Origin of the sequence: Francisella adeliensis (assembly GCF_003290445.1) — a bacterium.
GTDB lineage: Bacteria > Pseudomonadota > Gammaproteobacteria > Francisellales > Francisellaceae > Francisella > Francisella adeliensis.
Genome location: NZ_CP021781.1, coordinates 1,113,118 through 1,139,337, shown reverse-complemented (window position 1 = coordinate 1,139,337; position 26,220 = coordinate 1,113,118). Strand labels below are relative to the sequence as shown.

The window sequence follows — 26,220 nt, the reverse complement described above, 5'->3', positions numbered from 1 at the left end:
TTAGATAATAAATTTATTTGTAGTCATTCTCGTTCAGCTCATACGCTTTCTGCATTACAGAAGCTATTATCATTAGAATTCCTGCAAATAACAATGCTAAAAAATCAATACCACTTATTTGAGCAGCGAAAAATCTTTCGCCTTTTGGATTACCATAACTCAAAGCAAAAGAAATTAGCGGGCTATAGATTAGTTGAGCCATAAACCAATAGATAAAAGCCCAGCCCAGCTTTCTATATGTAGAAACAACTTTTGTTGAAAACAGCCCTAGCTTTTCATAACAACTAAACAATCTCACAAAAAGCCCGAGTATATAAAGCACAACAAATGTGGGGATAAAACTTATAGCTAAGGCTATGATTCGTGTACTCATAGAAAACTCATGGTTTATTTTAAAAATATATATTTGATATATACCCATAGGACTAAAGAAATCAGCATCTGACTTAACTATAGTCCAATACATTGGGACTAAAATTATTAGACTTGCAAACATTAGCTTAAATAGGTTTTTATAAATTTTGTTACACTTTTGGAAAGTAGTAGACATGACTTATACCTTGTTTTTTTGCTTTGAACCAAATAAATAATACTATAGCTGCTCCTAACTTTGCAATACATGGCATAGCACAATAGATGATTTTTAAAGTTATTTCAAGATTTTCACTAGAGTTATCTAACTGAGAATTTAGCAATGGTAACGCAATGATAGTAGCTAGTGCAAAACAAAATTTACCCAAGAAAGCCAAAATTGCATAATAGCCATTACCTAGATTTCTTCGTTTTTCACAGTCTATCCACTTTGCTAAAAGTATACTTGGTAATATAAGCTCACTTGCAAAACCAGCACCAGCTAAAAAGCTTATAACTGAGAAAGCTATAATATTCCCTTTTCCAAGTAAAAGTACAAAAGCAAACATACAAACACAAAATAATAATGCTAAGCACCAAGTTTTAATAATTCCTATTTTCATAGCAATTTTTTTTATAAGAGGGATAGATATTATTGCTCCCAAAAAATAAACAAATATATAAAATCCCGTATAGTTGGCTGTATCGAGTATATATCTACTAAAAAATACTATAGTAACAGTTGGAATTGCTGATCCTAAAGCACTCAAAATATATGCTGAAAATAAAAATACACCATCTTTATCAAAAGATTGAATATAGTTGGATACTTTAAATGCGTGGGTATTCTTATTAGAAATTTTTGTTACATTGAGCCATTTTATGAAAAATATACTAGCAATGAAAATAAGCAAACTAGCAGTAACAGAATATATACTATAACTAACTTGTCGTGAGAAAAAGATTAACAAAATAAATGGTAGTACAGATGCTATCAAAACACCCAGGATATTAAAAACCTCACGAACGCTAATAATAGTTGACTTATCATCGTCAGTTTTAAGCCACAATGCTCCTTTTGTCGCTACAAATATAGTCAAATAACTAAATGAAATAGTTGCTAGCAATATCCCAATAAAAAGATTGATGATTTTGTTATTAAATATAGGCGTACAAGTGATAGTTATACCCAAGATAAATAAAACTACTATAACAACAAAACTAGCCTTTTCATAAGCCTGAAAACGATCACAATACCAACCAATTATAGGGTCTAATATAGCATCAAATATCCGTAAGCCAAATAAAACTATACTAAGTATAGTTAGATTTATACCAAAACTAGTATGATAATAATCTGGTAGGAATATGTAGATAGGAACACTAGCAAAAGCTATGGGTAGTGCTATAAAAGAGTAGTTAAATATATGCTTTGTAGATATTTCCATGCTAATAATCTATATTTTGGTTACTATAATAGTAGCACTTTGTAGCCTATGTTTGAATTAAGTTTTTGTAATAAGTATGAAGTTAAAGAGGAGCTCAAATATTGTTGTTAATTTGATTTTCTTTAGAATCTTCACATTCTATTTTTTCTTTATTATTCTTTTTGTCATTACAGGAGTATGCCGTTTCACTATCTATGATAAGGTAAAAAGGAACTTTGTCTGCAAAAACAATATTTGCTAGTAGAGTAAAGGAAGTATAAGCTAAAAGTTTTTTCATATTCTATTCCTTTGTAATATAGTTTTAAATTTAAGAATTATTTCTATCCACATGATCTCCCGAGAATGCATCAGAAGAGTTTAATTCATCAAGAGAGTCACTAAAATCTTGATTTGCTGTGTTTGTTTTATCGGTGAAATTAGAGTCAGTTAGAGCCTGTTGACTCAGCTCGGTATTTTTATCACTAATTTGAGAATTTATGCTTGTTACTTCAGAAGCAAGTCCCGGAGCAGCGGCTACACCAGTATCATAATTTGATTTAGCTGCTTCAAGGTTTGAAATTTCTGTAGTTCTATTGGTCACAGCAGTATTAGCAGCTGTATATTCAGCACTATCTGTATCTGCAATACTATCACGATATGCAGTAAGTTCTGTTAATCCAGCATTAGCAAACTCAGTTGGAGTTGATTCTGAAGTAAGAGCATCTCCATTATCATTGAGAGTACTTAAAGTAGATGTATAATTAGCTTCTAAATTAGAAGTATCATAAGGGTTAAAATAGTCATCCATTACACCTCTAGCATTATTTATTGAGTCAGTATTACTTTGTTGATTTGCTAAAGCAGTATTTTTTAAATCATTTAATGAACCTAGAGAGCCTTCTGTAGTAGTGTCATCAGTACTTGCATCAACATAATCTGAAGTTAAATCATTCCATGCTTGATGTGCTGCAGCTATAGCCGTATCTCTAATGCCTTCAAGACTTGTATACTCGTCATTATAGGCACTTTGATCATCATTTAAGTCTGTATCAGTAGAGTTACAACCATTTGGCATAGCTCCTGATGGTGGGGCAGAATTACTTGTTTCATTACGGATATTACATTCCCAATTTATTAAAGAGCCATTATCATTAATTCTAGGGGTTAGTGCAACTTGGTAAGTAGTGCCATTTATAACTGGGTGAGACAATAAAGTACCATTATTTGCTTTAAGTTCACTCATTATAGCGACATTATCATCACCAAGATAATTATCTTTTACATTAGCAATACCAGATTGAAATTCCGCATCTGTAGTGACACCAGAGTTTTGAATGAAATCAGTAATAGCCTTGCGATAATTATCCATCTTGCTAATCTCATCTTGAAAGCGTACTCTCATAGTGTAGTTTGAGTAGGCTGGAATAGCTATAGCAGCAAGTATAGCTACGATTGCTATTACAACCATTAGTTCCACTAAGCTGAACCCTTTATTATTTTTTAAAAATTTCATAAACACAATATAATCAATAATATACATATATTATAAAGGATATTTTTTAATCTTCTAGGTACATTATTTACATAAAATGCTAAAATGCTAGGCAATATTATTTTTAATTAATCTTTACTATGAATGTTAGAAAACAAAATCCTTTCTTTATGTTGTGCTTTTTTGAGTACTTTGAGAGATTTGGTTATTATGGGTTTAGCTATACTTCTATATTATTCTTTATGAGTAATAATGGCTTTAATTTTGATGAAACACAAGCGGTACTATTATTTGGTAGTTTCGCTGCTTTAAGTTATGTATTTAATGCTGTTGGTGGTGTAATTGCTGATAGAGTACTAGGTATAAAACGCACGATGTTTGTTGGTGGTGTTATGCTACTTATTGGGTATGCATTGCTTGCTATTTCAGCGATGATTGTTTTTAAACCACTTATATATGTAGCTGTTGCCACTGTAGTGCTAGGGGCAGCATTGTTTAAGCCAGCACCGACAAATCTTATTTCTAGAATATATACAGATCACTCGAAGATTGACTCTCTATATACTATATTTTATATGTCTATAAACCTTGGTTCGCTTACAGCATCACTGTTTATACCATATTTAGCTAGTAACTTTGGTTATACTTTTACATACTCTTTATGTTCAGTAGGTTTTATTCTTGCAATTGCAAATACCTTGTTAAGTTATGGTAGTATCAAAAATGTTGATAATTCTGTAGGACATTTAAGCTTAAATATTAGTATGTATCTAAAATTAGTTTTTGGAATACTATCTACAGTATTTTTACTAAGTGTGATTTTAGCTCATGGTAATTTAGCTGATTTAGTACTATGGGGTGGGGCATTATTGATATTTACTATATTTGGTATGCAAATCTTTGTAGAAAAAGATCCTTTAGCTAAAAGAAAGATACTTGTGGCAATAGTACTATTATTCTACGCAGTAGTTTTCTTTTGTATCTATCAGCAAAAGTTTACATCGTTTTTGCTGTTTAACATTCATCATGTGGATTTACATTTCTTAGGTTTTAGCGTAAATGCTCAATCTGTACCAGGAGTTTTAAATACTGCGGGAGTAGTTTTACTATCACCAATACTAGCAACTATTTATATTAAACTAAAAGATAGAGATTTGTGTTTACCACACAAGTTTGCTTTAGGAATATTACTTTGCGGTAGTGCGTATGGAGTTCTTTTCTTAGCCTGTTTCTTAAATGTTCCGACTTCTAAAATTAGTATTTGGTGGGAAGTTTTAGCTATTACAGTTTGCTTTTCTTCTGCAGAACTTCTAATAAGTGCTTTAGGATTAGCTTTGATGGCAAAACTTCTACCTAAGCGAATTATGGGTTTTGCAATGGGTACTTGGTTTATAACTAGTGCGATAGGTATAAAGCTTGGCACAATGATAGCTACTTATACAAGTAGTGGTGTAAAATACGATACTAGCAAAGGTTTTGACACAGAAACTACAATCGCTAGTTACTATGGTTATCAGCATTTGTTTGGCTCTATATTTGTAGTTGCATTTGTTATAGCTATTTTTGCTTTTTTGATCGGTAAAAAGCTAAATAAGATGATTCAAGAATAAATATTTGTTAATTTAATGAGTTTTTAAAAAGTAAGGGAAATCGATATGAAAAAGTTGTTTCTAGTAGTAGTTTTTGTTTTTACTATAGATGCATCTTTCGCAGATAGTATTGTAAGTTATCCGCTGTTTGAGTCTAATCAGTTATGCTCCAATACAAAGCCATATTGTGGTGATAATTGTCGTAATGTGCCATTTTATCCAACAACATGCAAGCCTACAAGCTATGGATCTGCTTGGTCTGGTGGTGGAGCGACAGTAGAGACAAAGCTGTTATATTGTGCAAATTCAACATATGCGAACTGTCATTATTCTGGACCTTTAACTCCTACAGGCACAAATCCTAATAATATTGGCTTACCATGCAAAGTAAGTGAAGATGGTAAGACTGCTAATTGTAAATGTAAAGTTTTTACAGGACCTAATTATGTAAACATTGATGGAATTATGAATTTAGGTGCTTATTATGAAACAATATCTGTATGTGGTAAAGATGGCTCCAAATGTAAAAATTTAACAACTTGTTATCCTAATGGTAGTGGAGATTGTAAAGGTATAGAGGCGCCTGTATGTAAGTATATAGCTGAGCAAAATAGTGAAGATGATAAAACATCTTTTATACCAGGAGCTGACTTAATATCAACATACGGGTTTGATATGAATAAGGATTATGATATTGCAAAACCAGGTGATGGAGTAAAGTGTTTAAACATAGATGTTGCGGGGTGTATGACTCAACCATGTAAATATGAAAAGGACACAAAAGAATATGCAACTTGTAGTTGTCCAATCACAAAAATGAAAGTCATGATGCTAAGTCAAAAAGGTGTGTCTTGCGATATTCCTAACGGATATGTCTGGGAATAAATATAACTTAAACTAAAATATTTCTTATCACTTTTTTCTAGAAATTATATTTTTACTTAAAAGATGTTACACAAATAGAATAATCAAAATGAACGGCTACCTATCTGTTGTGATGACTACCTGAAACAACTACTTACATTAAAATACTTATAAAATATATATTTATAGCCTCTATCAATTCTAAAAAATTCCATATTTGCTATAATACTCATTAAGTTTTATAAAGGACATAAAAATGCAACTAGTCAATGATATGAAAGATAAGGCTCTAGCTGAGCTAAGTCTTGTTACAGATAAAAAATCAGTAGAAGATTTAAAAGTAAAATACCTTGGTAGAAAAGGTGAGCTTACAGGTATGATGAAGCTAATAGCTACTTTACCAAATGAAGAAAAACCAAAGCTTGGTCAAGCTGTAAATATAGCAAAACAAGCTCTTCAAGATGCTCTAAATATCAAACTAGAGTTATTTGAAACTCAAGAAATTAATGCAAAGCTAGCAGCTGAAAAAATAGATGTAACGCTAGATGGTGTTGGTCAAAATCAGGGTTCATTTCATCCAGTTACAAAAACCCTAAATAGGATAGAAGCATTTTTTAAACAAAATGGCTTTAGCGTAGAAGTAGGCCCTGAAATAGAGAGTGATTATTATAATTTTGAGACATTGAATATACCGTCTCATCATCCAGCTCGTGCAATGCATGATACTTTTTATATAGATGATAATCATGTGCTTAGAACTCATACTTCAGGTGTACAAATTCGTACAATGGAAAATCAAGAGCCACCAATTAGAATCATCGCACCAGGTAGAGTGTACAGATGTGATTCTGATATTACTCATACGCCGATGTTTCATCAAGTAGAAGGTTTACTTGTTGAAAAAGATGTATCGTTTGCGGACCTTAAAGGTTTGTTACACGCATTTTTAAATTCATTCTTCGAGAGAGATTTGAAAGTTCGCTTTAGACCATCTTATTTCCCATTTACAGAGCCATCAGCAGAAGCAGATATGGAGTGTGTGATGTGCAATGGTAAGGGCTGTAGAGTCTGTAAACAAACAGGTTGGCTTGAAGTATTAGGTTGCGGAATGGTGCATCCTAAAGTGCTAACAGCTGGTAAGGTTGACCCTGAAGTTTATCAAGGTTTTGCATTTGGTATGGGTGTTGAGAGATTATCAATGCTTAGATACGGTATAGATGATTTGAGAATGTTCTTTGAGAATGATTTGAGATTTTTGAGACAGTTTTAATATATAGGAATTTTACATGAAATTTAGTCATAACTGGTTAAATGAGTACCTAAGTGATACTCAATCTAGCCAAGAATTAGCAGATACACTTACGCTAGCAGGCTTAGAAGTAGACGCAATCGAGCCTGTAGTAGCTGAGAAAGTTACAGGTGTAGTCGTAGGGCAGATAAAAACTATCACAAAACACCCAGATGCAGATAAACTAAACATCTGTAGTGTAGATATTGGTGAAGCTGAAAACTCTACTATAGTTTGTGGTGCTAAAAATATATACGAAGGTATGAAAGCACCTGTAGCGACTATTGGTGCGGTATTACCGGGTAATTTTAAAATCAAGAAATCAAAACTGCGTGGGCAAGAATCATTTGGGATGATGTGTTCTGAAGAAGAGCTTGGTTTAGCAGAAAAAGCTGATGGGCTTATGGATTTACCAACAGATGCTCCTGTAGGAGAAGATGTAAATACTTACCTAAATCTTGATGATAATATGATAGAAGTTGACCTTACACCAAATAGAGCAGATTGCTTGAGTGTGTTTGGTATTGCTCGTGAAGTATCAGCTCTTACAAAAGCAGATTTAAAAGAAGTTGTTATAAAAGATATTTCAACAACTATCAACGATACTAAAGAAGTTACAATTACAGCTACAGATGCTTGTAAATCTTATTATGGTTGTATTATTAAAAATGTAAATAATAAAGCTCAAACACCTCTATGGATTGTTGAAAAATTACGTAGAAGTGGGGTTAGTTCTATATCATTTTTCGTAGATGTAACTAACTATATAATGCTTTTGACAGGTCAACCAATGCACGCATTTGACTTGGATAAATTAGATGGTGGTATAAATATTCGCTATGCTAATGATAAAGAAAAACTAACTCTTTTAGATGATACAAAAGTTGAGCTTGAGTCAGATACTCTAGTAATTGCTGATGAGAAAAAAGCATTAGCAATCGCAGGTGTGATGGGTGGTTTAGATTCATCAATTACTGATTCAACTACTAACATATTCTTAGAAAGTGCATTTTTTGTACCTGAAAAAATAGCAGGTAAAGCGCGCAAATATAATCTACACACAGATTCATCACATAGATTTGAACGCGGTGTAGATCCTAAACTTGCAAGTCAAGCGATGCAGTTAGCTATTAATCTAATAGTTGAAATTGCAGGTGGCGAAGTTGCTCCAATTCATGCTCAAGTTGATAATAATTTTGTAGAAAAGCAAGTTACTATTAGTCTTTGCATCAATAAACTAAATAGAGTTTTAGGTACAGAGTTTGATATTTCTTATGTATCAGAAGTGCTTAGCAATCTTCATATGCAAGTTACTCAAAAAGATGAGTGTTGTTTAGAAGTTGTAGCTCCATCTTATCGTTTTGATATGGAAATCCCAGAAGATTTAATCGAGGAAGTTGCTAGAGTATACGGCTACTCAAAACTACCTGAAACTATGCCAAGCTACAAAGCTAAGAAAATCAATATTTCTGAGACTAAGCAAGCTATAACTACACTTGAGAGTAGACTTGTAGATAGAGGTTATCAAGAGGCGATAAATTATAGTTTTATTGACCCTAAATTTGATGAGTTTTTCTTTGCAGAAAAGGGTATAGCTATTAAAAATCCAATCTCTCAAGATTTATCAGTGATGAGACAGTCACTTATACCAGGGCTTTTGAATGCTTTTAAAGCAAATGTAACTCGCCAACAAACGAGGGTTAGATTGTTTGAGAAGGGTGCTTGTTTTAAACTTGAGAATGGTACTAGAAAACAGTTTGATAGAATTGCAGGTCTAGCATTTGGTGAGCTAAATAGCGTAAACTGGTCAGCAACTAAAAAAGTTGATTTCTACGATGTTAAAGCAGACATAGAAAGCTTATGTTCTGATATAGTAAATTTAAACTTTGAAGTTTGTGATGATGTAAACTGGCTTCACCCAGGTCAATCGGCTTATATAGTAGCTAATGGTAAAAAGATTGGTGTGATTGGTGTGATTCACCCAACTACGCTAAAAACATTCCAAATAAAATCAAAAGCTCCGATAATTTTTGAACTTGATTTGGAAGTGCTAAACTCTAAAGAAATACCAAGCTTTAACAAAATCTCTAAATACCCATCAGTATCAAGAGATGTATCTTTCTTGGTAGAAAAGGGTGTATTAGCTGGAGATATTGTCAAAGCTATCAACAATCTTGATATTAGTATTTTGCAAAATGTAAATATATTTGATGTATATCAAGATGATGCAAATCCGCGTAAGAGCTTAGCTATTAGTATGCTTTTCCAAGATAACGCTCAAACTTTAGGTGATGAAGTTATCAATGAGAATGTTGATGACATTTTAAATACTTTAAAAGATAAATTTGCGATTGAGCAGAGAGTTTAGATAGGTAGCTTAACTTCTTAATAAATACTATAATATTATTTAGTTTTTATTAATGCCATTCTAACCTAAAGGTACTATATGAAAGAAGCTCAAAAGTATTTTGTATTTATTATCTGTTTATTATTTGTTATTTTAGCATTTTTTTTGCAAGTATCTCCTGCAACAAATGCATCTTATATGGAAAGAGTTTTAAAATTAACTCATGAAAATAGCATAAATATATCTGCGATATATTTTTTACCATTTGTCTTATTACAAATACCTAATGGTATATTTTTTGATAAGTATGGCATCAAATATTTATTACCTATAGGTATATCTATAGTTATTTTAGGTAGTTTTGTATATTGGTTATCTATGGGAAGCATTACAGTTGCATTAGGACGTTTTATTACAGGGATAGGAGCTTCAATGGCTTATATCTCAGCTTTGTATGTAGCATTAAGGAGCTTCAAAAAACAATTTTTTCCTCTATGTGTAGGTCTTGCAGAAGCATCGTGTACATTGGGAGCTATTATTTCTGGAAATGTTTACCATTATGTTTTAAAAAATTTCGGCTGGGATACTGCAAATATAATTGTTATTGTATTTGCTTTTATTTTACTTCTAATCTCTATAGTTTTACTAAAAAACTACAAACCATCAAATACTTATTCGAATAAAAGTCAAAGCTGGTCTCAAATAATAGGGCAAATAAAAGAATTATTTAAGTCAAAAATACTATTATTTATATTTTTATATGCTTTTACAAGCTGGTTGATTATTATGAGTTTTGCAGGGTATTGGGCAAAAAGTTATTTTATGCAGATGCATGGGTATTCAGCGGAAAAGGCTATGACTTTAGGAGAAATATACTGGGCTAGTTTTTTAGTTTCAGGAGTTATCTCAGGTTTTTATTTAAAGACATTAAAAAGAATAAAACAGCATTTGTATCTGGTAGCTACACTTGGGGTTATATGTTATAGCCTTATGATTACACCAATCTTATTTAGCTACTCAACTCTTATAGTATTTGCAATATTTGCAGGAATATCAGCATCTGGAGTTATTACTTCTTTTGCTTTGACATCGTATATAGTAAGTGACGATTTAGCTAGTACAGCGGCAGCTATTAATAATACTTTTGTTATCTTAGGAGGGGTTATTGGTCAGATAAGTTTTGGATATGTTGTAACAAATACAAATTTTAAAAATCTACCTATATCTGAAAATATAAATGTACCATTTTATATTGGACTTTGTTTTCTATATTTCTTCTCAATAATGGCTCTTTTATTTATAGCAGCAGCCTTAAGATCTATTAAAGATAAGTAGATATAATACCCAAACTCTGAGTAATGCTGTTATCAATGAGAATGTTGATAAAATTTTAAATGCTTTAAAAGATAAGTTTGCAATTGAGTAGAGAATTTAAGATTTGAAAATCATATTTTCTTGTTTTCCTAATCCTTCTATTTCTAAAGTTACAATATTTTTTTCTTTTAAGTAATGAGTTTCTAATCCTAAAATTTCATTTTCTAATTGAACTCCTTGCGGTGTACCAGTCAAAATAACATCGCCAGGCTCTAAAGTAAAATATTCACTTAACTTAGCTACTAACTGAGTTATTCCAAATATCATAGTTTTGGTTGAACCATCTTGGACAGTTTCATCATTTATTTTTGTTTTTATAGAAAGGTTTTCAGGATTAATCTCATCTTTAGTAGCTATATATGGTCCAAGGGGGCAAAAAGAGTCGCAACTTTTACCCATATTATATTGGCCTGGATTTTGAAGTTGTAAAGCTCTTTCAGATACATCGTTACCAATACAGTATCCTAAAATATGCTCTAAAGCTTCATTTTTAGATATGTTTTTTGCGGGTTTACCAATAATTACAGCTAGCTCATTTTCATAATCAAGTTTATTACAGTTTTTAGGTATATATATAGGATCATAAGGACCTGTTATACTACTTGATGGTTTTTGAAAAAATATAAAGTTTGTTGGTTTAATTTTAGGCCCACCAAGAAAGTTTATTCTTTCTAGATAATCTAAATAATTCATACCGATTGCTATAATTTTCCCAGGCTTTTGAATACAACTTGAAATATTTTTCTTTTCGATTTTACTAGTTAATATTGGTAAAGAGTTTAAATCAGTATTGTTCTTTACTATTGATTCAAGCTTTAGAATATTGTTAGGGCAAATATCATCGACTAAGTTCTTAATGTTATATAAAGTATCTTCAGAAAGGATGCAAGGATAAATAGTATTTTGATGCTTATATCGTAAGAATTTCATATAATTTCAATCTCCGTGATAAATTTATTTTTTAACTTTATTTAAGTTTAGAAGTGATTTTTAAGAATTGATATGTTTATTATACTCTTATATTTGCTATATCGAATACTTAAGATATGAAGTTGCTATTAGTAGTTTATATTGTCATTAATGAAGTATTGATCAACTCCAAATAGTTTTTAATCATCATAAGCAATTTATAGGTTTCTTCTAAAAATCTTTATAATTTTATCCCCTTATGCTATATTTAATGATGTTATCTTATAACACTTTGTATCTGTGATAAAAACATATTCATAAGAGGTTGCAATGAATCTAGAATTTGAAGGTAAATCTGAGTCAAGTGATAAGATTGTTTTATCAGATATCTATAAAAAAGGTAAAAATATAGCCATATGGAAAAGATCTTTTAGTAAAGAATTGCTGACTTCCATTGATAATTTTATTAGTAATAATAAAAAAGATTCTACTCTTCCTATTATTGTAAAGCCTAATGATGTTTATGATACATTGATAAATGAACTACCTGATTTTGCTTTGAAATCTTATTTAATTGAAGATATTTCAACTATTGTTGATATGTTTTGCTATCTATTTGATTTAGAGCAAGCGGGTCTAAGATTAGCGACTATTAACAAAGCTATGTGTCCTCGCTTTCATGTCGATCGTGTGCCTTGTCGGTTAATTAGCTGTTATTCAGGTAGCACAACGGAGTGGCTTAAGAGTATTGATGTAAATAGGAGTATATTAGGTATTAGCGATACTCCTTTTAAGGATAAGAGTACTGAAATTCAAAAGCTAGATACAGGAGATGTTGCTTTATTGAAAGGTGAAACATGGGAAGATAATGAAGGTAATGGACTTGTCCATCGATCACCAAATATTTTAGATAGTAAAACTAGATTACTACTAACATTAGATTTTGCATAAAGTTTAGTTCTCTATATTTATACAGTTTTGGCATAGTCCTTTCATTTCTATATTCCAACTTTTAATTTGATGTTTAGTAAGTTTTTTTAGTTCTTCAAGGATTTTTGAATTACAAGTATGAGACTCATCAACAAAACCACAGTTTTGGCAAACAAAAACTTCGACACCAGTATGTTTGTGATTTTCTTTGCAAGCTATATATGAATTTATACTTTCAATTCGATGGATAAAATTATATTTAAGCCAAAAATCAATAGCTCGGTAAATAGTAGGGGGATTTATATCTCTATCGCAAGAAATGATTCTAAGAATATCGTAAGCACTAATTGGCTTAGTTGATTTATAAATTACGTCCAAAACTTGCTGGCGTGGAGGTGTAAAGCGGAGTTTATTGTTTTCACAATAATGCTTTGCGTTTTTCAGATAATTACCCATCTTTAATTTCAATCTATAATTTTGCACCAATTATAATCTAATGCTAATCCCAATACAAATTGGTGCGATTTTAGCCTGTTGGTAAATATTAAAGAATTTTTTTATCTATCATTTTAAGTACTATTATAGCTAATGGAGGTAGTCCTATTATAAGCCCTAATGTAGCTTGATTTTTAACATAGATATATGAAACAGCTAATGAAAAAACTGCAGCTATAAATATTTTAATAAAACAAAATAATGCAGATGATGCCCCTACATGATTATCGACTTCTTTATATGCAGCGACATAAGTAGCTGTATATTGAAATGCATTACCACTAATAATTAATGTACAAATAATAATTATTATTAATGGGTTTATTCCGACAGTAAAATAAGAGATTACTAGTAAAAAACTAAAAAATGCAGATATTAAAGCACAATATATCATAACCTTATCCATATTCATTCTGCTTATTCTATTTTTTAATAAAAGTATAAATATTACTGGAACAACTATCATTGTTGCTGATGTTAAAGAATAGCTTATAGTTGAGAAACCCATTTTAACCTGAAATAAATAAGGAGTAACTTCAACAAAAGAGAACATTAATGAGGATGCTAAACCACTACATATGGAGTTTAAAATAAAAGATTTATTGCTCAAAACTTTTTTATATGAGTCTAACCATTTATCTTTAGTGCTTGCTATAGGCTTTAAGTGAAGGTAACTAAATATTAGATAGATTGTTACGATAGCTAATATAGCGTGAAGTGCAAAATTACTTCTCCAGCCTATAAACTGTTGTATTACACCACCTATTAATGGTGATAAAGGAGGGACAAATAATACTATACTACTTACAATAAGGTTTGCATTTGCCAGAGATTGATTATTCTTATCAAAGGCATCTTTCATTATAGCTCTATATGATACAAAAGAACATGACATACCAATACCTTGTAAAAAACGGAAAAATAAAAGCTGGGTAGGTGATTGTGATATGCTGCAAAATATACTTGCGATAAAGAATATGGAGTAACCTATTATTAAGGATTTTTTTCTACCATATTTGTCAGATAAATGTCCAAAGATTAGCATTGAACAAGCCATACCAAAAAAGTATAGTCCAATAGTAAGTTTAGTAATACTCTCACTCGTATTAAAGTATTTTGTAATATAGGGCAGTGACGGCGTAAAACTATCTATTGCTAATTGAGACATTAATCCAAAAAAGCAGAGTAAAAAAATAATAGTTCTGTCAGAGGAGTTTCTATTCGTTTGGCTGTTAAACATATTTTTTATGGTTTATTCGTACTAAAAAGAATATTATAAACTAATATTTGGTAAAGTGTTATGTTGTAACACTTTGTTTTGTGGTGTATTATGTTGCCAAATAAATATAATTAATAAATCTTAATATGGATAAAATAATAGGAATAAATGATTTATATGAAGAAATTTCACAATTAAAAGATTTTTCTCCTAGTGAAAAAGTTAACAATGCTTTTAGTGATTTGGTTCAGCTAGCCATGAAGTTTGATAGAAAGCTTGAGTTATCTGAAGATAAGAAAGAACATCTGCAATATTTATCAGCAGAAGCTGAATATCAGCTTGAAAAATATTGGGCTGATAAGATAATAAATTCTATTGACCCTCTTAAAGAGCTAGAAACATTTCCTTATTTTAAGAATTATCAAGATTTAACCACTCTTGAATATAATAGTTTATATAGTTGCTCAGAACATAAAAGTCATAAAGTTATATTTATAGGAGGAGGTTTTTTGCCTTTAACATCAATTGTATTAGCAAGTAAATATAATATTTCATCGACAATAATAGATATAGATAAAGAAGTAACTGAAAAATCAAGAATATTGGTCAAAGCATTAAAACTAGATCATTTAATAGATATTCAAAATTCAGCAGGACAAACTTTTAACTATCAAAATTATAATACAATTTTTGTTGCAGCTCTTGCCGGATTAGATTCAAAAACTAAGACTGAAATATTTAACCAAATAAAATCAACCTCCCCAAAAAAATCTCATATAGTTGCTCGATCAAGTTGGAATAATAGGGAGTTACTATATAGACCAATAGATGAGTCGATTTATAAAATTTTCACACCAATAATAAAGGTGGATCCCTTTCATGATGTAGTTAATTCTATTGTAATATTAGAAAATAGTTTATAAGTTGGTATAGAGAGTCTTATAATGGATAATGTAAATACAGTTAAATTGGCTTATACATTAATAGGAAAGAATGTGTAATATACACATTCTTTTATTTATTATGATTTCTAAACCAATATTATCAGTCAATAACTTAAATCTTACTAATTCAAAGCATATATTGTTTAAAAACATTTCTTTTGACTTATTTCAAGGTGAAGTACTTGCAGTTATGGGGCCTTCAGGTATTGGTAAATCTATGTTGTCAAAAGCTGTAGCAGGCTTTTTACCACCAAGTATTTTAGTTGAAGGAAGCATAAAACTAAACGGTAATGAAGTTAGTCAATTAACAATATCTCAGCGGACTAAACAACAGCGTCCTGCAGTCATTTTTCAAGATGCTTTAAGAGCTCTTAACCCTTTAGTATTAGTCGGGCAACAATTATGCTTAGCTTTAACAGAAAATAAAGATCGATTAAACTCAAAAAATAAAAAAATTATTATATCACTTCTTAGAGAGTTAGATTTTGTAAATCCTGAGACAGTACTTACAAAGTATCCAAGCCAACTTTCAGGTGGACAGCGTCAAAGAATTTGTATAGCAATTTCTTTGCTTGGAAATGCTGATTTTATTATAGCAGATGAGCCAACTAGTGGACTAGATCCAATTATAGAAAATAAAATACTGGAATTGTTCCGTTCGAGAATTCAGCAACATAATATTAGTGGACTATTAATTACCCATGATTTATCAACCGCACTGGAGTGTGATAAGATATTAATTATCTCAGATAATACTGTTATAGCTTATGGTTCGCCACGAGATACTATTAAGCGTAGTAAACATCCTTTTTGTAAAAAAATTTCACAATTATTATTGCCATATAGCTTCCCAACTCTAAATCAACCTACTCAATATAATTCAATCGAAATTCGTTTTGAACAAGTGAATGTTCATTATTATTTAAAATCAAAGTGGATGGGTGGAAAACCTTTTATAGCATTAGACTCATTAGACTTAACGATAAAAGAACGAAATCTTGCAGTTATTGGGCCATCTGGAGCTGGTAAATCTACTTTTATAGAATTATTGTTTGGTCTCCGTAGACCAAGTTCTGGGGAGATATATATTGACGGATATCCTCTTTCAAGAATTTCAGTAAGACAACATCAAAAACTATGTAAGTATATTCAATTAATTCCACAAGAACCTCAATCAACTTTAAACCCTTTTTATACGGTAAGTCAAATTTTGTTAGAACCTCTAAATAATATGGGTATACTTCATGATCAAAATAAGAAGCTTCAAGAGGTTCTCAACCAAGTTGGTTTAGATTTATCCCTTTTAGAGTATCACCCACAACAACTTTCTGTTGGTCAAGCACAAAGAGTGGCAATAGCAAGAGCATTAATTATCAAACCAAGTATACTTGTAGCAGATGAGCCAACAAGCAGTTTAGACCCAATTAGTCGCCAACAAATTATTGATTTACTAACAGAAATTAAGAAAAATCATAAAATATGTTTGATTTTGGTTACTCATGATTTTTATGTTGCACAGGTTTTATCTGATGAAATTTTAGTTTTAGATAAAGGACAAGTAGTGGAATATGACACATCGCAAAATATAGTAAATAATCCCAAGCATCCAACTACTAGAGAGTTATTAATCCCAAAAATTAGAAATAATAAAGTTTATTAGAGAGGTTTATATGTGCAATAAATTATTAAAATTAGTCTTTCCAATAGTTTTCAGTATCTTGCTGATAAGCTGCTCTGATTCCCAGAAAAGTAAAGCTGAAAATAAAAAAGAACATACAGGTAAAGAATCAAAAATTAGCATTGCAATGATGCAACCGCCAAGAACAGGCTTATCACCATTATCAGATGATGCCTTTAAATTATCGCGTTGGAGTACAGCGGAGACACTAGTGAAATTAAATGAGAAGTCAGATGCAGTGCCAATGTTAGCGACTCAGTGGGATCAGATAGACCCATTAACATGGCACTTTAATATTCGGAAAGGAGTTAAGTTTCATGATGGTTCAGAACTTAATGCAAACACTGTCGCAAACTCACTGCAAAAAGCACTTGATGCAGCACCAAAACCACGCATACTAGATGGTATTGAGTGGAAAATTAATGTAATTGATGATTCTACCGTTGAAATTAAAACAACTTTTAATGATCCATTGTTACCAAGTCGTTTATCTAGCCCTCAACTATCCATTTTATCTAGTAAAGCATATAAAGATGATGGTCGTGTTATTCCTATAAATGCAGGTACTGGACCATTTGTTTTGACTAATATCAATGGACAAACAAGTGCAAAATTAAAGCGTTTTGATAAATATTGGGGAGAAAAAGCAAAGATTAATGAGGTATTTGTTGAGTATGTTCCTAATGGTTTTGCAAGAGCCGCAGCTCTTCGTACAGATAAAGCCGATATTGTAGAAACTGTGCCTGTATCTCAAATTGCTATGATTGACTCTTCTAAACTTCATGAAGTTGCAATGCCACGAACAAATACACTTTATTTAAACAATAAATCTAAAGTATTTAAAAATATAAATATACGAAAAGCTGCTACAGAAGCCGTTAAACGAGAACAAATCATCAATATTGTTTATGAAAATCATGCAGATTTAGCTAAAGGTTTATTAGGTCATGCATTAAAGTGGGCTGAGCCAATTCGAGAACAAAATCCTAGAGTTGATAATGTTAAAGAAGGGCGTGTTAATGGTGATAGGATTACTATTGGTACTTTTACGGACCGTGCAGAATTACCTGAAGTAGCAGTATTACTTAAGCAACAACTTGAAGCCGTTGGCTTTGTAGTTGATTTAGACATTCGTGAATATGCTCAAATTGAAAACGATGCATTAGCTGGTAAATTTGATGCATTTTTATTATCCCGTGCAACAGTTCTTGATTCTGGAGACCCTGTAGCATACATGCAAAGTGACTTTGGCTGTAATGGTTCATTTAATCTTGGGCAGTTTTGTTCTAAAGATGTTGATACAGCATTAGCATATGCAGATAGCCAACCTTTAGGTAAATTGCGTCAACAAGCTATAATTGAAGCAGAAAATAAAATTCTCGAACAATATGCTGCAATTCCTTTATTACATGAACGCATTATTCAAGGTGAAAATAGCCGTATAAAAAATGTCCAGCGTGATCCAAGAGAACGCAGGCTAATTGATCAATTTACTGAGGTAAATAGTTAAATGATTTGGTTATCACGCTTACTATCACTTTGTTTTATTATTGTGTTAGTCGGGCTGATGCCTGATATTGCGGGTATTGATCCTGCACAAGCTATTCTACGAGCCCGTGCAGGTGCCCAACAATTAATGACTAATGAAGCTCTTCAAGCAATTAATAATGATTTAGAATTAAGTCGAAGTACAGTTGAGCGTTTGTGGGATTGGTTAATACATGCATCTCAAGGAGATTTAGGAGTCTCTTGGGTAGATGGTTCATCTGTCACAGAACATATTCAGCATGCAGCTAAAACTTCATTGTTACTAATGACAAGTTCGCTTACTATAACTTTTATACTATGTGGTATTAGCATATTATATAATATTAAGCGTTTACAACAAGATTATGTTAACAATAATCACAATAGCTTAAGTTCGGCATTAATTTCTTTACCTGAGTATGTGGTTGCCTCATTATTGATTTTGATATTTTCCATTTGGTTAGGTTGGTTTCCACCATATGGCTGGCAGGGACTACAAAATCTTTGGTTACCAAGTTTTGCACTGGCGTTACCTGCAGCTGGTTTGTTTAGCCGTTTACTTAATGATAGTCTTAGACGTGTTTTGAGTGAACCATGGATAATTACTTGGCTTTCAGCTAATGTTAGCAGAGCAAAAATATTAAAATTTGCATTACGGCGTGCTATTAGTAGTTTGATTCCACAAATTGCCATGATTATAATAGGCTTAACTGGTGGGGCTGTAGCAGTAGAAAAAATATTTTCTATTCCCGGTATAGGAAGTTTGATTTTAAAAGCTGTCAAATCTCAAGACTTACCTTTACTTCAGGGTGGTTTATTAGCATTGTTAATATTTTCAATTTTAATAAGTAGTGCAAGCATTTTATTTCAAAGATGGTTATTAGGTCATAGCATCACAAATGGTAAATTAATAAGTAATCATAAAACATTTTGTTTCACACAAAGTTGGGCAAAAAGAACAATTAGTATAGTAATTTTCTCATCTCTAATATTTTGTGCAAGTTGGGCATTAATACGAGATCCTTATTCTATCGAGTTTACTCGCTTAGCGTCTCCAAGTCTTGCAGCTCCATTTGGTGCTGACGCTGTGGGTAGAGATTTATTTGCTCGTGTAGGTTCAGGAATGTTCTCAACACTAGGAATAGGCATTTTGGCAACATTTTTGAGTTTTGTAACTGGTCTAATGCTCGGTTTTGTAACTCAGTTTAGTCAAGGATTAATTGAGATAACTAAAGGCATACCATATATTGTCGCGGGTTTATTAGTAGCAGGAATGACAGGGATGAATCCAAACAGTGCTTTGATAGCTATTGTGTTAGTATCATGGGCACCATTAGCAGCTCATTGTGCCAGTTTAGTGTTAGAAGCAAAAGCCCAACCTTACACACACTTAGTTTCTGTTTGGGGAACAAGTCGATGGAGAGCGTTACTCTATTATTTATTACCATATGTATTGCCTCCACTAATTCGACATGCTCTGCTTCGTCTTCCTGTTATAACTCTAAGTCTAACTTCACTTAGTTTTATAGGAGTAGGGGTAAAATCTCCAAATCCGGAGTGGGGATTATTAATTGCGGAGAACTTACCATATATTGAGCGATCTCCACAAGGAGTATTATTACCAATTTTAGGATTAGTGCTTATAAGCATAGCTATTAATTTATTATTTGATGATTGAATTAAAATCGTTCTGCAATATTGCTTATCGGGATCGTGGGGCAAGATAGATAATTTACAATATGTTATGTTGTAACACTTTGTGAATTTATGTATCATACTATTTAATTTCAAAGTCAAATATAAATATAAAAATGAAAAAACTTCCAGTTACAGTATTATCAGGTTTTTTAGGATCTGGTAAAACAACGCTTTTAAGTCATATATTAAACAATAGCAATAACTTAAAAATTGCTATGATTGTGAATGATATGAGTGAGATTAATATTGATGCAGAGCTGATTAAAAACCATGATTCTCATATTTCAAGAACAGAAGCTAAAATGGTTGAGCTAACAAATGGCTGTATTTGCTGTACTTTAAGAGAGGATTTACTTACAGAAGTTGAAGAACTTGCTAAATCTGAAAAATATGACTATCTAATTATAGAAAGCACAGGTATTTCTGAACCATTACCAGTAGCAACTACTTTTGAATTTAGAGATGAAGATGGAAAAAGCCTAGCTGATGTAGCTTATATAGATACAATGGTTACAGTAGTTGATAGTGTGAATTTTATGAAGCACTATGGGTCAAATGAGTACTTAAAAAACTCTGGGGAAAGTCTCGGAGAAGAAGATGATAGAGCTATAGTTGACTTAATGGTTGAACAAATTGAATTTGCAAATGTAATAGTTCTAAACAAAGTAGATGATTGCTCAGTAAATGACAAAAAAGTTGTTAATTCTATCATTAAAGGGTTGAATGTAGATGCTGAAGTTATTGAGTCAAATTTCTCTAAAATTGATGTAAATAAGGTTATTAACACTAAAAAGTTTGACCTTGAAGAAGCCGAAAATCATCCTTTATGGAGTAAAGAGTTATATAGCTTCAAAGAACATATCCCTGAGACTGATGAATATGGTATACAATCTTTTGTATATCATTCGATAAATCCATTTAATCCAGAAAAATTAATGAACTTTTTTGACAATGTTGAATGGCCAGGAATAGTAAGAGCTAAAGGATTTTTTTGGATATCAACTCGCCCTGATTTAGTGGGAGAGGTTTCTCAAGCTGGTTCTTTAATTAGACACCAAGGTATGGGAATGTGGTGGGCTAGCATGGATAAAGACCAATGGCCAGATACTCCAGAATTTCATCAATTAGTTAAGGATAGATGGCATGATATCAGTGGAGATAGAAGACAGGAAATAGTCTTTATAGGGCTTAAAGATGAAATGAAAAAGGGTGTTGTTCGAGCAGAATTAGACAAGTGCTTAATCAATGATTATTGGGATAATCCTGATAAATATAAAAATCTATCAGACCCATTCCCACAATGGTTTGAAGATGACGACTTAGAGGAATAAATAATGGGTAATTTTGAAATTACAGTTTTATTAGTAATACTGGTTGTAACAGCTGTATCTGGTATATTTCCATTTATGAAGAAAGCATCTAATCCTGATGGTTTTAGTTTTCCTATAGGAGATGCTTTGGCAAATGGGATATTTCTAGGAGCAGGGTTAATTCATATGCTATCAGATTCAGCAGGTGATTTTAGTGAGCTAAACATAGACTATCCATTTCCATTTTTGATAGCAGGGATTACAGTTTTGTTATTTTTATTAATGGAACATATTGGTGGTACGCTATCTAAAAATAATAAAGGTAATCTATCATTTATAGCAATTATGGCGACTATAATGCTATCTATACATAGCTTCTTTGAGGGTGCAGCTTTGGGTATATCAGCAGAACTGAGTGTTGCTTTTGTTATATTCTTGGCGATAATCGCACATAAGTGGGCTGCAAGTTTTGCCTTAGCGATAAATATAAATAGAACAAGTTTAAAATTTTTTACTAGAATTACACTCTTTGGTATTTTTGTGATAATGACACCACTTGGGATATTATTCGGCCAAGTAGCACAAAATTATGTAACAAATCCACTTGTTGAGCCAGTATTTACAGCTATAGCTGCAGGTACTTTTATATATATGGGTACTTTACATGGATTAGATAGATCGGTACTTATTAAAGATTGTTGCAATACTAAACAGTATACATTTGTAATTATAGGTTTTGCTATTATGGCTGTAGTTGCTATTTGGACTTAGAATATCAATAAAAACTAACTTTTATCTATCTCTATAGATTTACCTAGCTCGATAGTTGATTTATCTTGATTATAATCATAAGTATTTAACATTACAGCTCCATCAGAACTTCTACTAGTCTCATAGATAAAGTAAGGATTATTACCAATATTCTCATTATAAATTGTAGCAACGCTTGCTAAGTCTCCAGTATGAGAGGTATTTGTAACTTGGGTTTTAAAAGAATCTCTGTCGATAAGCTGAGCCGTTTGATTTTCTTTATTGTCTTGAGATAACATAATCATATTAGTATTTAATGGTAGACCAGCAACAGCAGGGTGTATACCTTTACCTATATTGTTATGAAAATCTGCTGTTAATACCATTTCTCTTTTAGTTTGGTCATAACTTGGTTCTATTAAGTAACCACTTAATGTATCTGTACCATCTATATTAAAAACTAAGCCTGCTTGAAAATCATGATTTCTTCCTGGCGTAGGTATAGGCTTTGTAAATGTTGTCATTGCAAGGTTATCACCAACAATATCTTTAGGTAGTTTTACGTTAACTAGTTCATTGAAATTACTGTATTTATCACTCCCTTTTTCATCAGCTATTCTATCTGCTGTATAGAAATGTACTTCCATATTTGAAGGATCAGCTTTATCAGAAACAGCGAAAGTAAAGTACTGCTGTTTTTGTGTTTGCCAGTTTTCACCAGAGTAAGCAATAGTGGGGTTGTGACCATTCGCTAATTTAAGCTGAGTATGATCATCTTTTTTATCATCATCTAAGATATCTTTTACAGAATATATATATGCAAAATTTGACTCAGAATCATTAGTTGCTAATACCAGAATATTATCGTGCCCAATATTTACAAATTGATCTAATTTTCCATTTAAGCTAGTGATTTTTTTAGGTAAATTTACTTTTTCAAAGTTTTCCGGGTCATCAATAGAAACTTTAACTGCTTCAACATCATTTTTCTTACCATTATTATATACAATAAGAAAATTCTCTTTATCTAAATTAACGATGAACTGTTCTTGTCCTTTTGGTTTTGCAGCATAAGCAAATGCTGTACTTAAAAGTAATGAACCAATTAGTGATTTCTTAATTAAACCTGTCATTCTAGCTTCCCTATTTTTTAAATTTAAATTCCAAGGGGTAATATAGCAGATTAATGATTTTATTACAAATTTACATCAATGGTGTTAATATTTTCAAAAAACTCTCAGCAATTAGACTACTTCGCTTATTACTCATATGGTCTGTTTTTAATGTTGAGTCCTCTAAAAGCTTAGTTGCCCATTTATATACTTCACCTACATGGTGTGAGCTGTATAAAAATGTAGCAATTTCATAGTTAAGAAACAAGCTTCTATTATCTAGATTTACAGAGCCAAGCATTGCTAAATTATCATCAATTAATACAGCTTTTGCATGCATCATATTAGCTGTAAAATGAACATCTATTCCACAAGCAACAAAGTCTCTTGTATAACTATCTCTAGCCTTATCTACTATTTTATGGTTTGAGCTTTTAGGTGTAATAACCTTAACTTCTAAGCCTCTTCGCTTTGCTAATATAATAGTTTGATAAAGTTCTGCTGATGGGATTAAATATGGTGTTATTATCCATACTTTTTCTTTTGCAGAGTTGATAGCTGTTAGCAATCCTGCATATAATTGATCCTGTTGTAAATCTGGTCCTGATGGAATAACTTGTACAAAGCCTTCCTCCTCAACAGGGGTTGAAGGTGTAAACTGCAGTTCTTGATTTGTAGCAAAGTGCCAATCTGAAGAGAATATTTTTAAGAAATAGCTAAGAGATTCTCCCTGTATTTTAAATAGTAGATCATCCCACATCCCTTCATGTGCTATTGGTGACATATATTCATCTCCAATATTCATTCCACCACTAAAAACAGTATGATTATCAAAAATATAAATTTTTCGATGATTTCTAAAATTAATATAATTACGCAATGGATTGGATATCACAGGCATAAAAAAGACTATTTCTGCACCTAGTTTTCGCAAGTTCTTAAATATTCTTTTATTATGTCTATATACATAAAAAGATCCCAGAGAATCTATAAGCATCTTTATCTCGATACCTTCAGAAGCTTTTTTTTCTAAAGCTTGGACTATAAGCTTAGATGTAGAGTCATTTTTAAAGACATAAGTTTGGATATATATATTCTTTTTTGCAGAATTGATTGAATCAATAAAACTGTCAAAAGATTCTACACCATCAGTATACATCTCAAAAGTATTCTGTGAGGTAAGAGTGTTTAACTCCATATTTGAAAATACATTTATAGTATTTGTCGGAAGTTTCTCGCAACTGTTATTATCAACAAGGCAAAATTCTTTAACATGAGGCTGTTTAATGCTCATCTTTTCTTTCTGCCAAAATTTTCGAGTATCTTTACGCTGAAATATAAAAAAGAATGGTATAGCAACATAAGGTATAAAAAGTATTGCTAAAAGCCACGCTAGAATGTTTGAAGCTGACTTTTTATCTACTATCAATTTTAGTACAACAATTATTGTAAACAGTTGACACACAAATAGTATGATGTTTGCCTCTAATATATATAATAAGCTTAGAAAGAAGTTTTCCATGAAAATTATGAGTTTAATTTGATTATCACTATTTTAACATATGAAAATTATTTTTTAGGTGTAGATATAAGAACTACTAGTGATATAAATATTATTGTTGAAGAAAGGTATATAGGTGTGAAGATAATTCCCGATGCGATTCCATAACTTGCTAGTGCTAAAAATATACCATTAAATATAGCAAAACAAATATTATAGATTGTACCAAGACCACTAGCTCTCACATTTGCATCAAATAATGTACAGCTATAATTAGCTGCAACGCCAACGGTTAGTCCCATAAAGCAACTATTTATGCACATAATATAAATTAAATATTGTGAGTTTGAAATTATGCATAAATAAAAAATAGCACCAAATATTAGTACACCAACTGACCCTAACACAAAGACTGATAAAGGATTATATTTATCAGCAAGGATCCCTGATGGTATACACATAAGTGAAAATATAAGAAGGTTTAGAAGAATTAGGGTAGAGCTATCCAAGATATGGTTTAAAACCATATATGATGGTAAAAACAATGAATAAAACCCAACAATAATGGCTATAATTGATATAACAGCACTAGATCTAATTATTGCGAGTTTCTGTGTTTTGAAAAGTACAAGCAGAGGTAGCTTTTTTGTCTTTTTAGATGATAAAAACACTTCAGTTTCATGAATTTCTTTTCTAAAAAAGTAACTTAATATAGCCGCAAGACCACCTAGTATAAATGCGGCTCTCCATGCATACTGATCTTCAAGAAAATATCCTAGAAGTATTTTTGTAACTTGTGCAAATAAGATTCCAAAGTTTATTAAACAAAAAATCATTCCACAGGCCAGACCGCTATTTTTTGTTAATGTTTCTTTTATAAATACTACAGCACTAGGGATTTCACCTCCTATAGCGGCACCTTGGATTATCCTTAATAAAACAAATACTATAACGGTTATAATCCCCGCAGTATTATATGATGGTAGTAAAGCTATAAGGAATGATGATGAGCCCATTAAAAGAATTGTGAGAATAAATGATTTTTTGCGTCCATAAATATCACCAATATGACCAAATATTATTCCACCAAGAGGTCGTGCTAAATAACCAACTGCAAAAACAGTAAATGCAGATAAAGTCTGTAAAGCCTCTGATCCTTCACTTGGAAAAAATGTCTTACCTAAAACTATTGCAAATAGACTAAATATCACAAAGTCATAGTATTCAAGCATTCCACCAATGCTCGTAAGCATAATTGTTTTAAAATCATCTTTTTTAAGCATATTTAATAAGACGTAACTATGTATTAATTATCACAATAATAGCCTATATAGTAATAGAACATAAAGAATTATATGTGTTTTTTTGAAAACAACGAATATTGAAAGAGTATAATAACTTATCAATTGTAAAAG

22 protein-coding genes are annotated in these 26,220 nt (G+C 31.5%); 12 read left to right on the top strand and 10 right to left on the bottom strand.

Translation table 11 applies throughout. From position 1 onward, the window contains the following. Positions 1-13 precede the first annotated feature (13 nt). From CDH04_RS05500 to CDH04_RS10040, 4 genes are all read right to left on the bottom strand, one after another. Positions 14-550: a DUF2975 domain-containing protein gene (locus CDH04_RS05500; protein ID WP_112870079.1), complete on the bottom strand. Its 537-nt coding sequence runs from the start codon at positions 548-550 to the stop codon at positions 14-16. Continuing rightward, positions 525-1,799: an MFS transporter gene (locus tag CDH04_RS05495; RefSeq protein ID WP_112870078.1), complete on the bottom strand. Its 1,275-nt coding sequence runs from the start codon at positions 1,797-1,799 to the stop codon at positions 525-527. Before CDH04_RS05495 ends, CDH04_RS05500 begins: the two co-directional genes overlap by 26 nt. Positions 1,800-1,893: 94 nt before the next feature. Next, the gene (locus CDH04_RS05490) at positions 1,894-2,076 is read right to left on the bottom strand and encodes a hypothetical protein (RefSeq protein WP_112870077.1); all 183 of its coding nucleotides are present in this window, start codon (positions 2,074-2,076) and stop codon (positions 1,894-1,896) included. Between the two features lie 30 nt (positions 2,077-2,106). Beyond that, positions 2,107-3,291, bottom strand: coding sequence for a prepilin-type N-terminal cleavage/methylation domain-containing protein (locus CDH04_RS10040; protein WP_162699204.1), 1,185 nt, complete (start codon positions 3,289-3,291; stop codon positions 2,107-2,109). A gap of 119 nt (positions 3,292-3,410) precedes the next feature. On the opposite strand from CDH04_RS10040, the gene CDH04_RS05480 reads away from it, so the two are divergent. From CDH04_RS05480 to CDH04_RS05460, 5 genes are all read left to right on the top strand, one after another. After that, positions 3,411-4,880, top strand: a complete 1,470-nt coding sequence (locus CDH04_RS05480) for a peptide MFS transporter (RefSeq protein ID WP_112870075.1) — start codon at positions 3,411-3,413, stop codon at positions 4,878-4,880. A 45-nt stretch (positions 4,881-4,925) separates the two neighbouring features. Next, positions 4,926-5,744, top strand: a complete 819-nt coding sequence (locus tag CDH04_RS05475) for a hypothetical protein (protein ID WP_112870074.1) — start codon at positions 4,926-4,928, stop codon at positions 5,742-5,744. Between the two features lie 235 nt (positions 5,745-5,979). Beyond that, the gene (pheS, locus tag CDH04_RS05470; RefSeq protein ID WP_112870073.1) at positions 5,980-6,993 is read left to right on the top strand and encodes a phenylalanine--tRNA ligase subunit alpha; all 1,014 of its coding nucleotides are present in this window, start codon (positions 5,980-5,982) and stop codon (positions 6,991-6,993) included. Between the two features lie 16 nt (positions 6,994-7,009). Continuing rightward, entirely contained in the window at positions 7,010-9,379 is a 2,370-nt protein-coding gene (gene pheT / locus CDH04_RS05465; RefSeq protein ID WP_112870072.1) for a phenylalanine--tRNA ligase subunit beta, read from the top strand. Between the two features lie 78 nt (positions 9,380-9,457). Beyond that, entirely contained in the window at positions 9,458-10,693 is a 1,236-nt protein-coding gene (locus CDH04_RS05460) for an MFS transporter (RefSeq protein WP_112870071.1), read from the top strand. A gap of 96 nt (positions 10,694-10,789) precedes the next feature. Here CDH04_RS05460 and CDH04_RS05455 read toward each other — a convergent pair whose 3' ends face one another. After that, positions 10,790-11,662, bottom strand: coding sequence for a fumarylacetoacetate hydrolase family protein (locus CDH04_RS05455; protein ID WP_112870070.1), 873 nt, complete (start codon positions 11,660-11,662; stop codon positions 10,790-10,792). A 309-nt stretch (positions 11,663-11,971) separates the two neighbouring features. On the opposite strand from CDH04_RS05455, the gene CDH04_RS05450 reads away from it, so the two are divergent. Continuing rightward, positions 11,972-12,592 (top strand): DUF1826 domain-containing protein, encoded by a 621-nt coding sequence (locus CDH04_RS05450; RefSeq protein ID WP_112870069.1) that lies wholly within the window; start codon positions 11,972-11,974, stop codon positions 12,590-12,592. Positions 12,593-12,595: 3 nt separating this feature from the next. Here CDH04_RS05450 and CDH04_RS05445 read toward each other — a convergent pair whose 3' ends face one another. Together CDH04_RS05445 and CDH04_RS05440 are read right to left on the bottom strand one after the other, a co-directional pair. Next, the gene (locus CDH04_RS05445) at positions 12,596-13,027 is read right to left on the bottom strand and encodes a Fur family transcriptional regulator (RefSeq protein WP_112870068.1); all 432 of its coding nucleotides are present in this window, start codon (positions 13,025-13,027) and stop codon (positions 12,596-12,598) included. A gap of 88 nt (positions 13,028-13,115) precedes the next feature. Further along, a complete protein-coding gene (locus CDH04_RS05440; protein WP_112870067.1) occupies positions 13,116-14,306 on the bottom strand; it encodes an MFS transporter in 1,191 nt (396 codons plus the stop codon). 125 nt (positions 14,307-14,431) lie between these two features. Here CDH04_RS05440 and CDH04_RS05435 point away from each other — a divergent pair, with 125 nt between their 5' ends. The 6 genes from CDH04_RS05435 (at position 14,432) to CDH04_RS05405 (ending at position 22,213) form a co-directional block, all read left to right on the top strand. Beyond that, positions 14,432-15,208, top strand: coding sequence for a nicotianamine synthase family protein (locus tag CDH04_RS05435; protein WP_112870066.1), 777 nt, complete (start codon positions 14,432-14,434; stop codon positions 15,206-15,208). Positions 15,209-15,278: 70 nt separating this feature from the next. Further along, positions 15,279-16,889 carry an ABC transporter ATP-binding protein gene (locus tag CDH04_RS09885; protein WP_200164547.1) on the top strand — a complete coding sequence of 537 codons (1,611 nt, stop codon included), beginning with the start codon at positions 15,279-15,281 and terminating at the stop codon, positions 16,887-16,889. A 10-nt stretch (positions 16,890-16,899) separates the two neighbouring features. Next, the gene (locus tag CDH04_RS05420; protein ID WP_112870065.1) at positions 16,900-18,417 is read left to right on the top strand and encodes an ABC transporter substrate-binding protein; all 1,518 of its coding nucleotides are present in this window, start codon (positions 16,900-16,902) and stop codon (positions 18,415-18,417) included. Then, positions 18,418-20,112: an ABC transporter permease subunit gene (locus CDH04_RS05415; RefSeq protein ID WP_112870064.1), complete on the top strand. Its 1,695-nt coding sequence runs from the start codon at positions 18,418-18,420 to the stop codon at positions 20,110-20,112. A 133-nt stretch (positions 20,113-20,245) separates the two neighbouring features. After that, a complete protein-coding gene (locus CDH04_RS05410; RefSeq protein ID WP_112870063.1) occupies positions 20,246-21,463 on the top strand; it encodes a GTP-binding protein in 1,218 nt (405 codons plus the stop codon). Between the two features lie 3 nt (positions 21,464-21,466). Next, on the top strand, positions 21,467-22,213 hold the full coding sequence (locus CDH04_RS05405) for a ZIP family metal transporter (RefSeq protein ID WP_112870062.1): 747 nt from the start codon (positions 21,467-21,469) through the stop codon (positions 22,211-22,213). A gap of 14 nt (positions 22,214-22,227) precedes the next feature. Here CDH04_RS05405 and CDH04_RS05400 read toward each other — a convergent pair whose 3' ends face one another. The 3 genes from CDH04_RS05400 to CDH04_RS05390 all read right to left on the bottom strand — a co-directional run bounded on the left by CDH04_RS05400 (position 22,228) and on the right by CDH04_RS05390 (position 26,088). After that, complete coding sequence (locus CDH04_RS05400; protein WP_112870061.1) at positions 22,228-23,325, bottom strand: hypothetical protein; 1,098 nt, start codon at positions 23,323-23,325, stop codon at positions 22,228-22,230. A 70-nt stretch (positions 23,326-23,395) separates the two neighbouring features. Beyond that, the gene (gene cls / locus CDH04_RS05395) at positions 23,396-24,826 is read right to left on the bottom strand and encodes a cardiolipin synthase (RefSeq protein ID WP_112870060.1); all 1,431 of its coding nucleotides are present in this window, start codon (positions 24,824-24,826) and stop codon (positions 23,396-23,398) included. A 47-nt stretch (positions 24,827-24,873) separates the two neighbouring features. Next, positions 24,874-26,088, bottom strand: coding sequence for an MFS transporter (locus CDH04_RS05390; RefSeq protein ID WP_112870059.1), 1,215 nt, complete (start codon positions 26,086-26,088; stop codon positions 24,874-24,876). Positions 26,089-26,220: the final 132 nt, after the last annotated feature.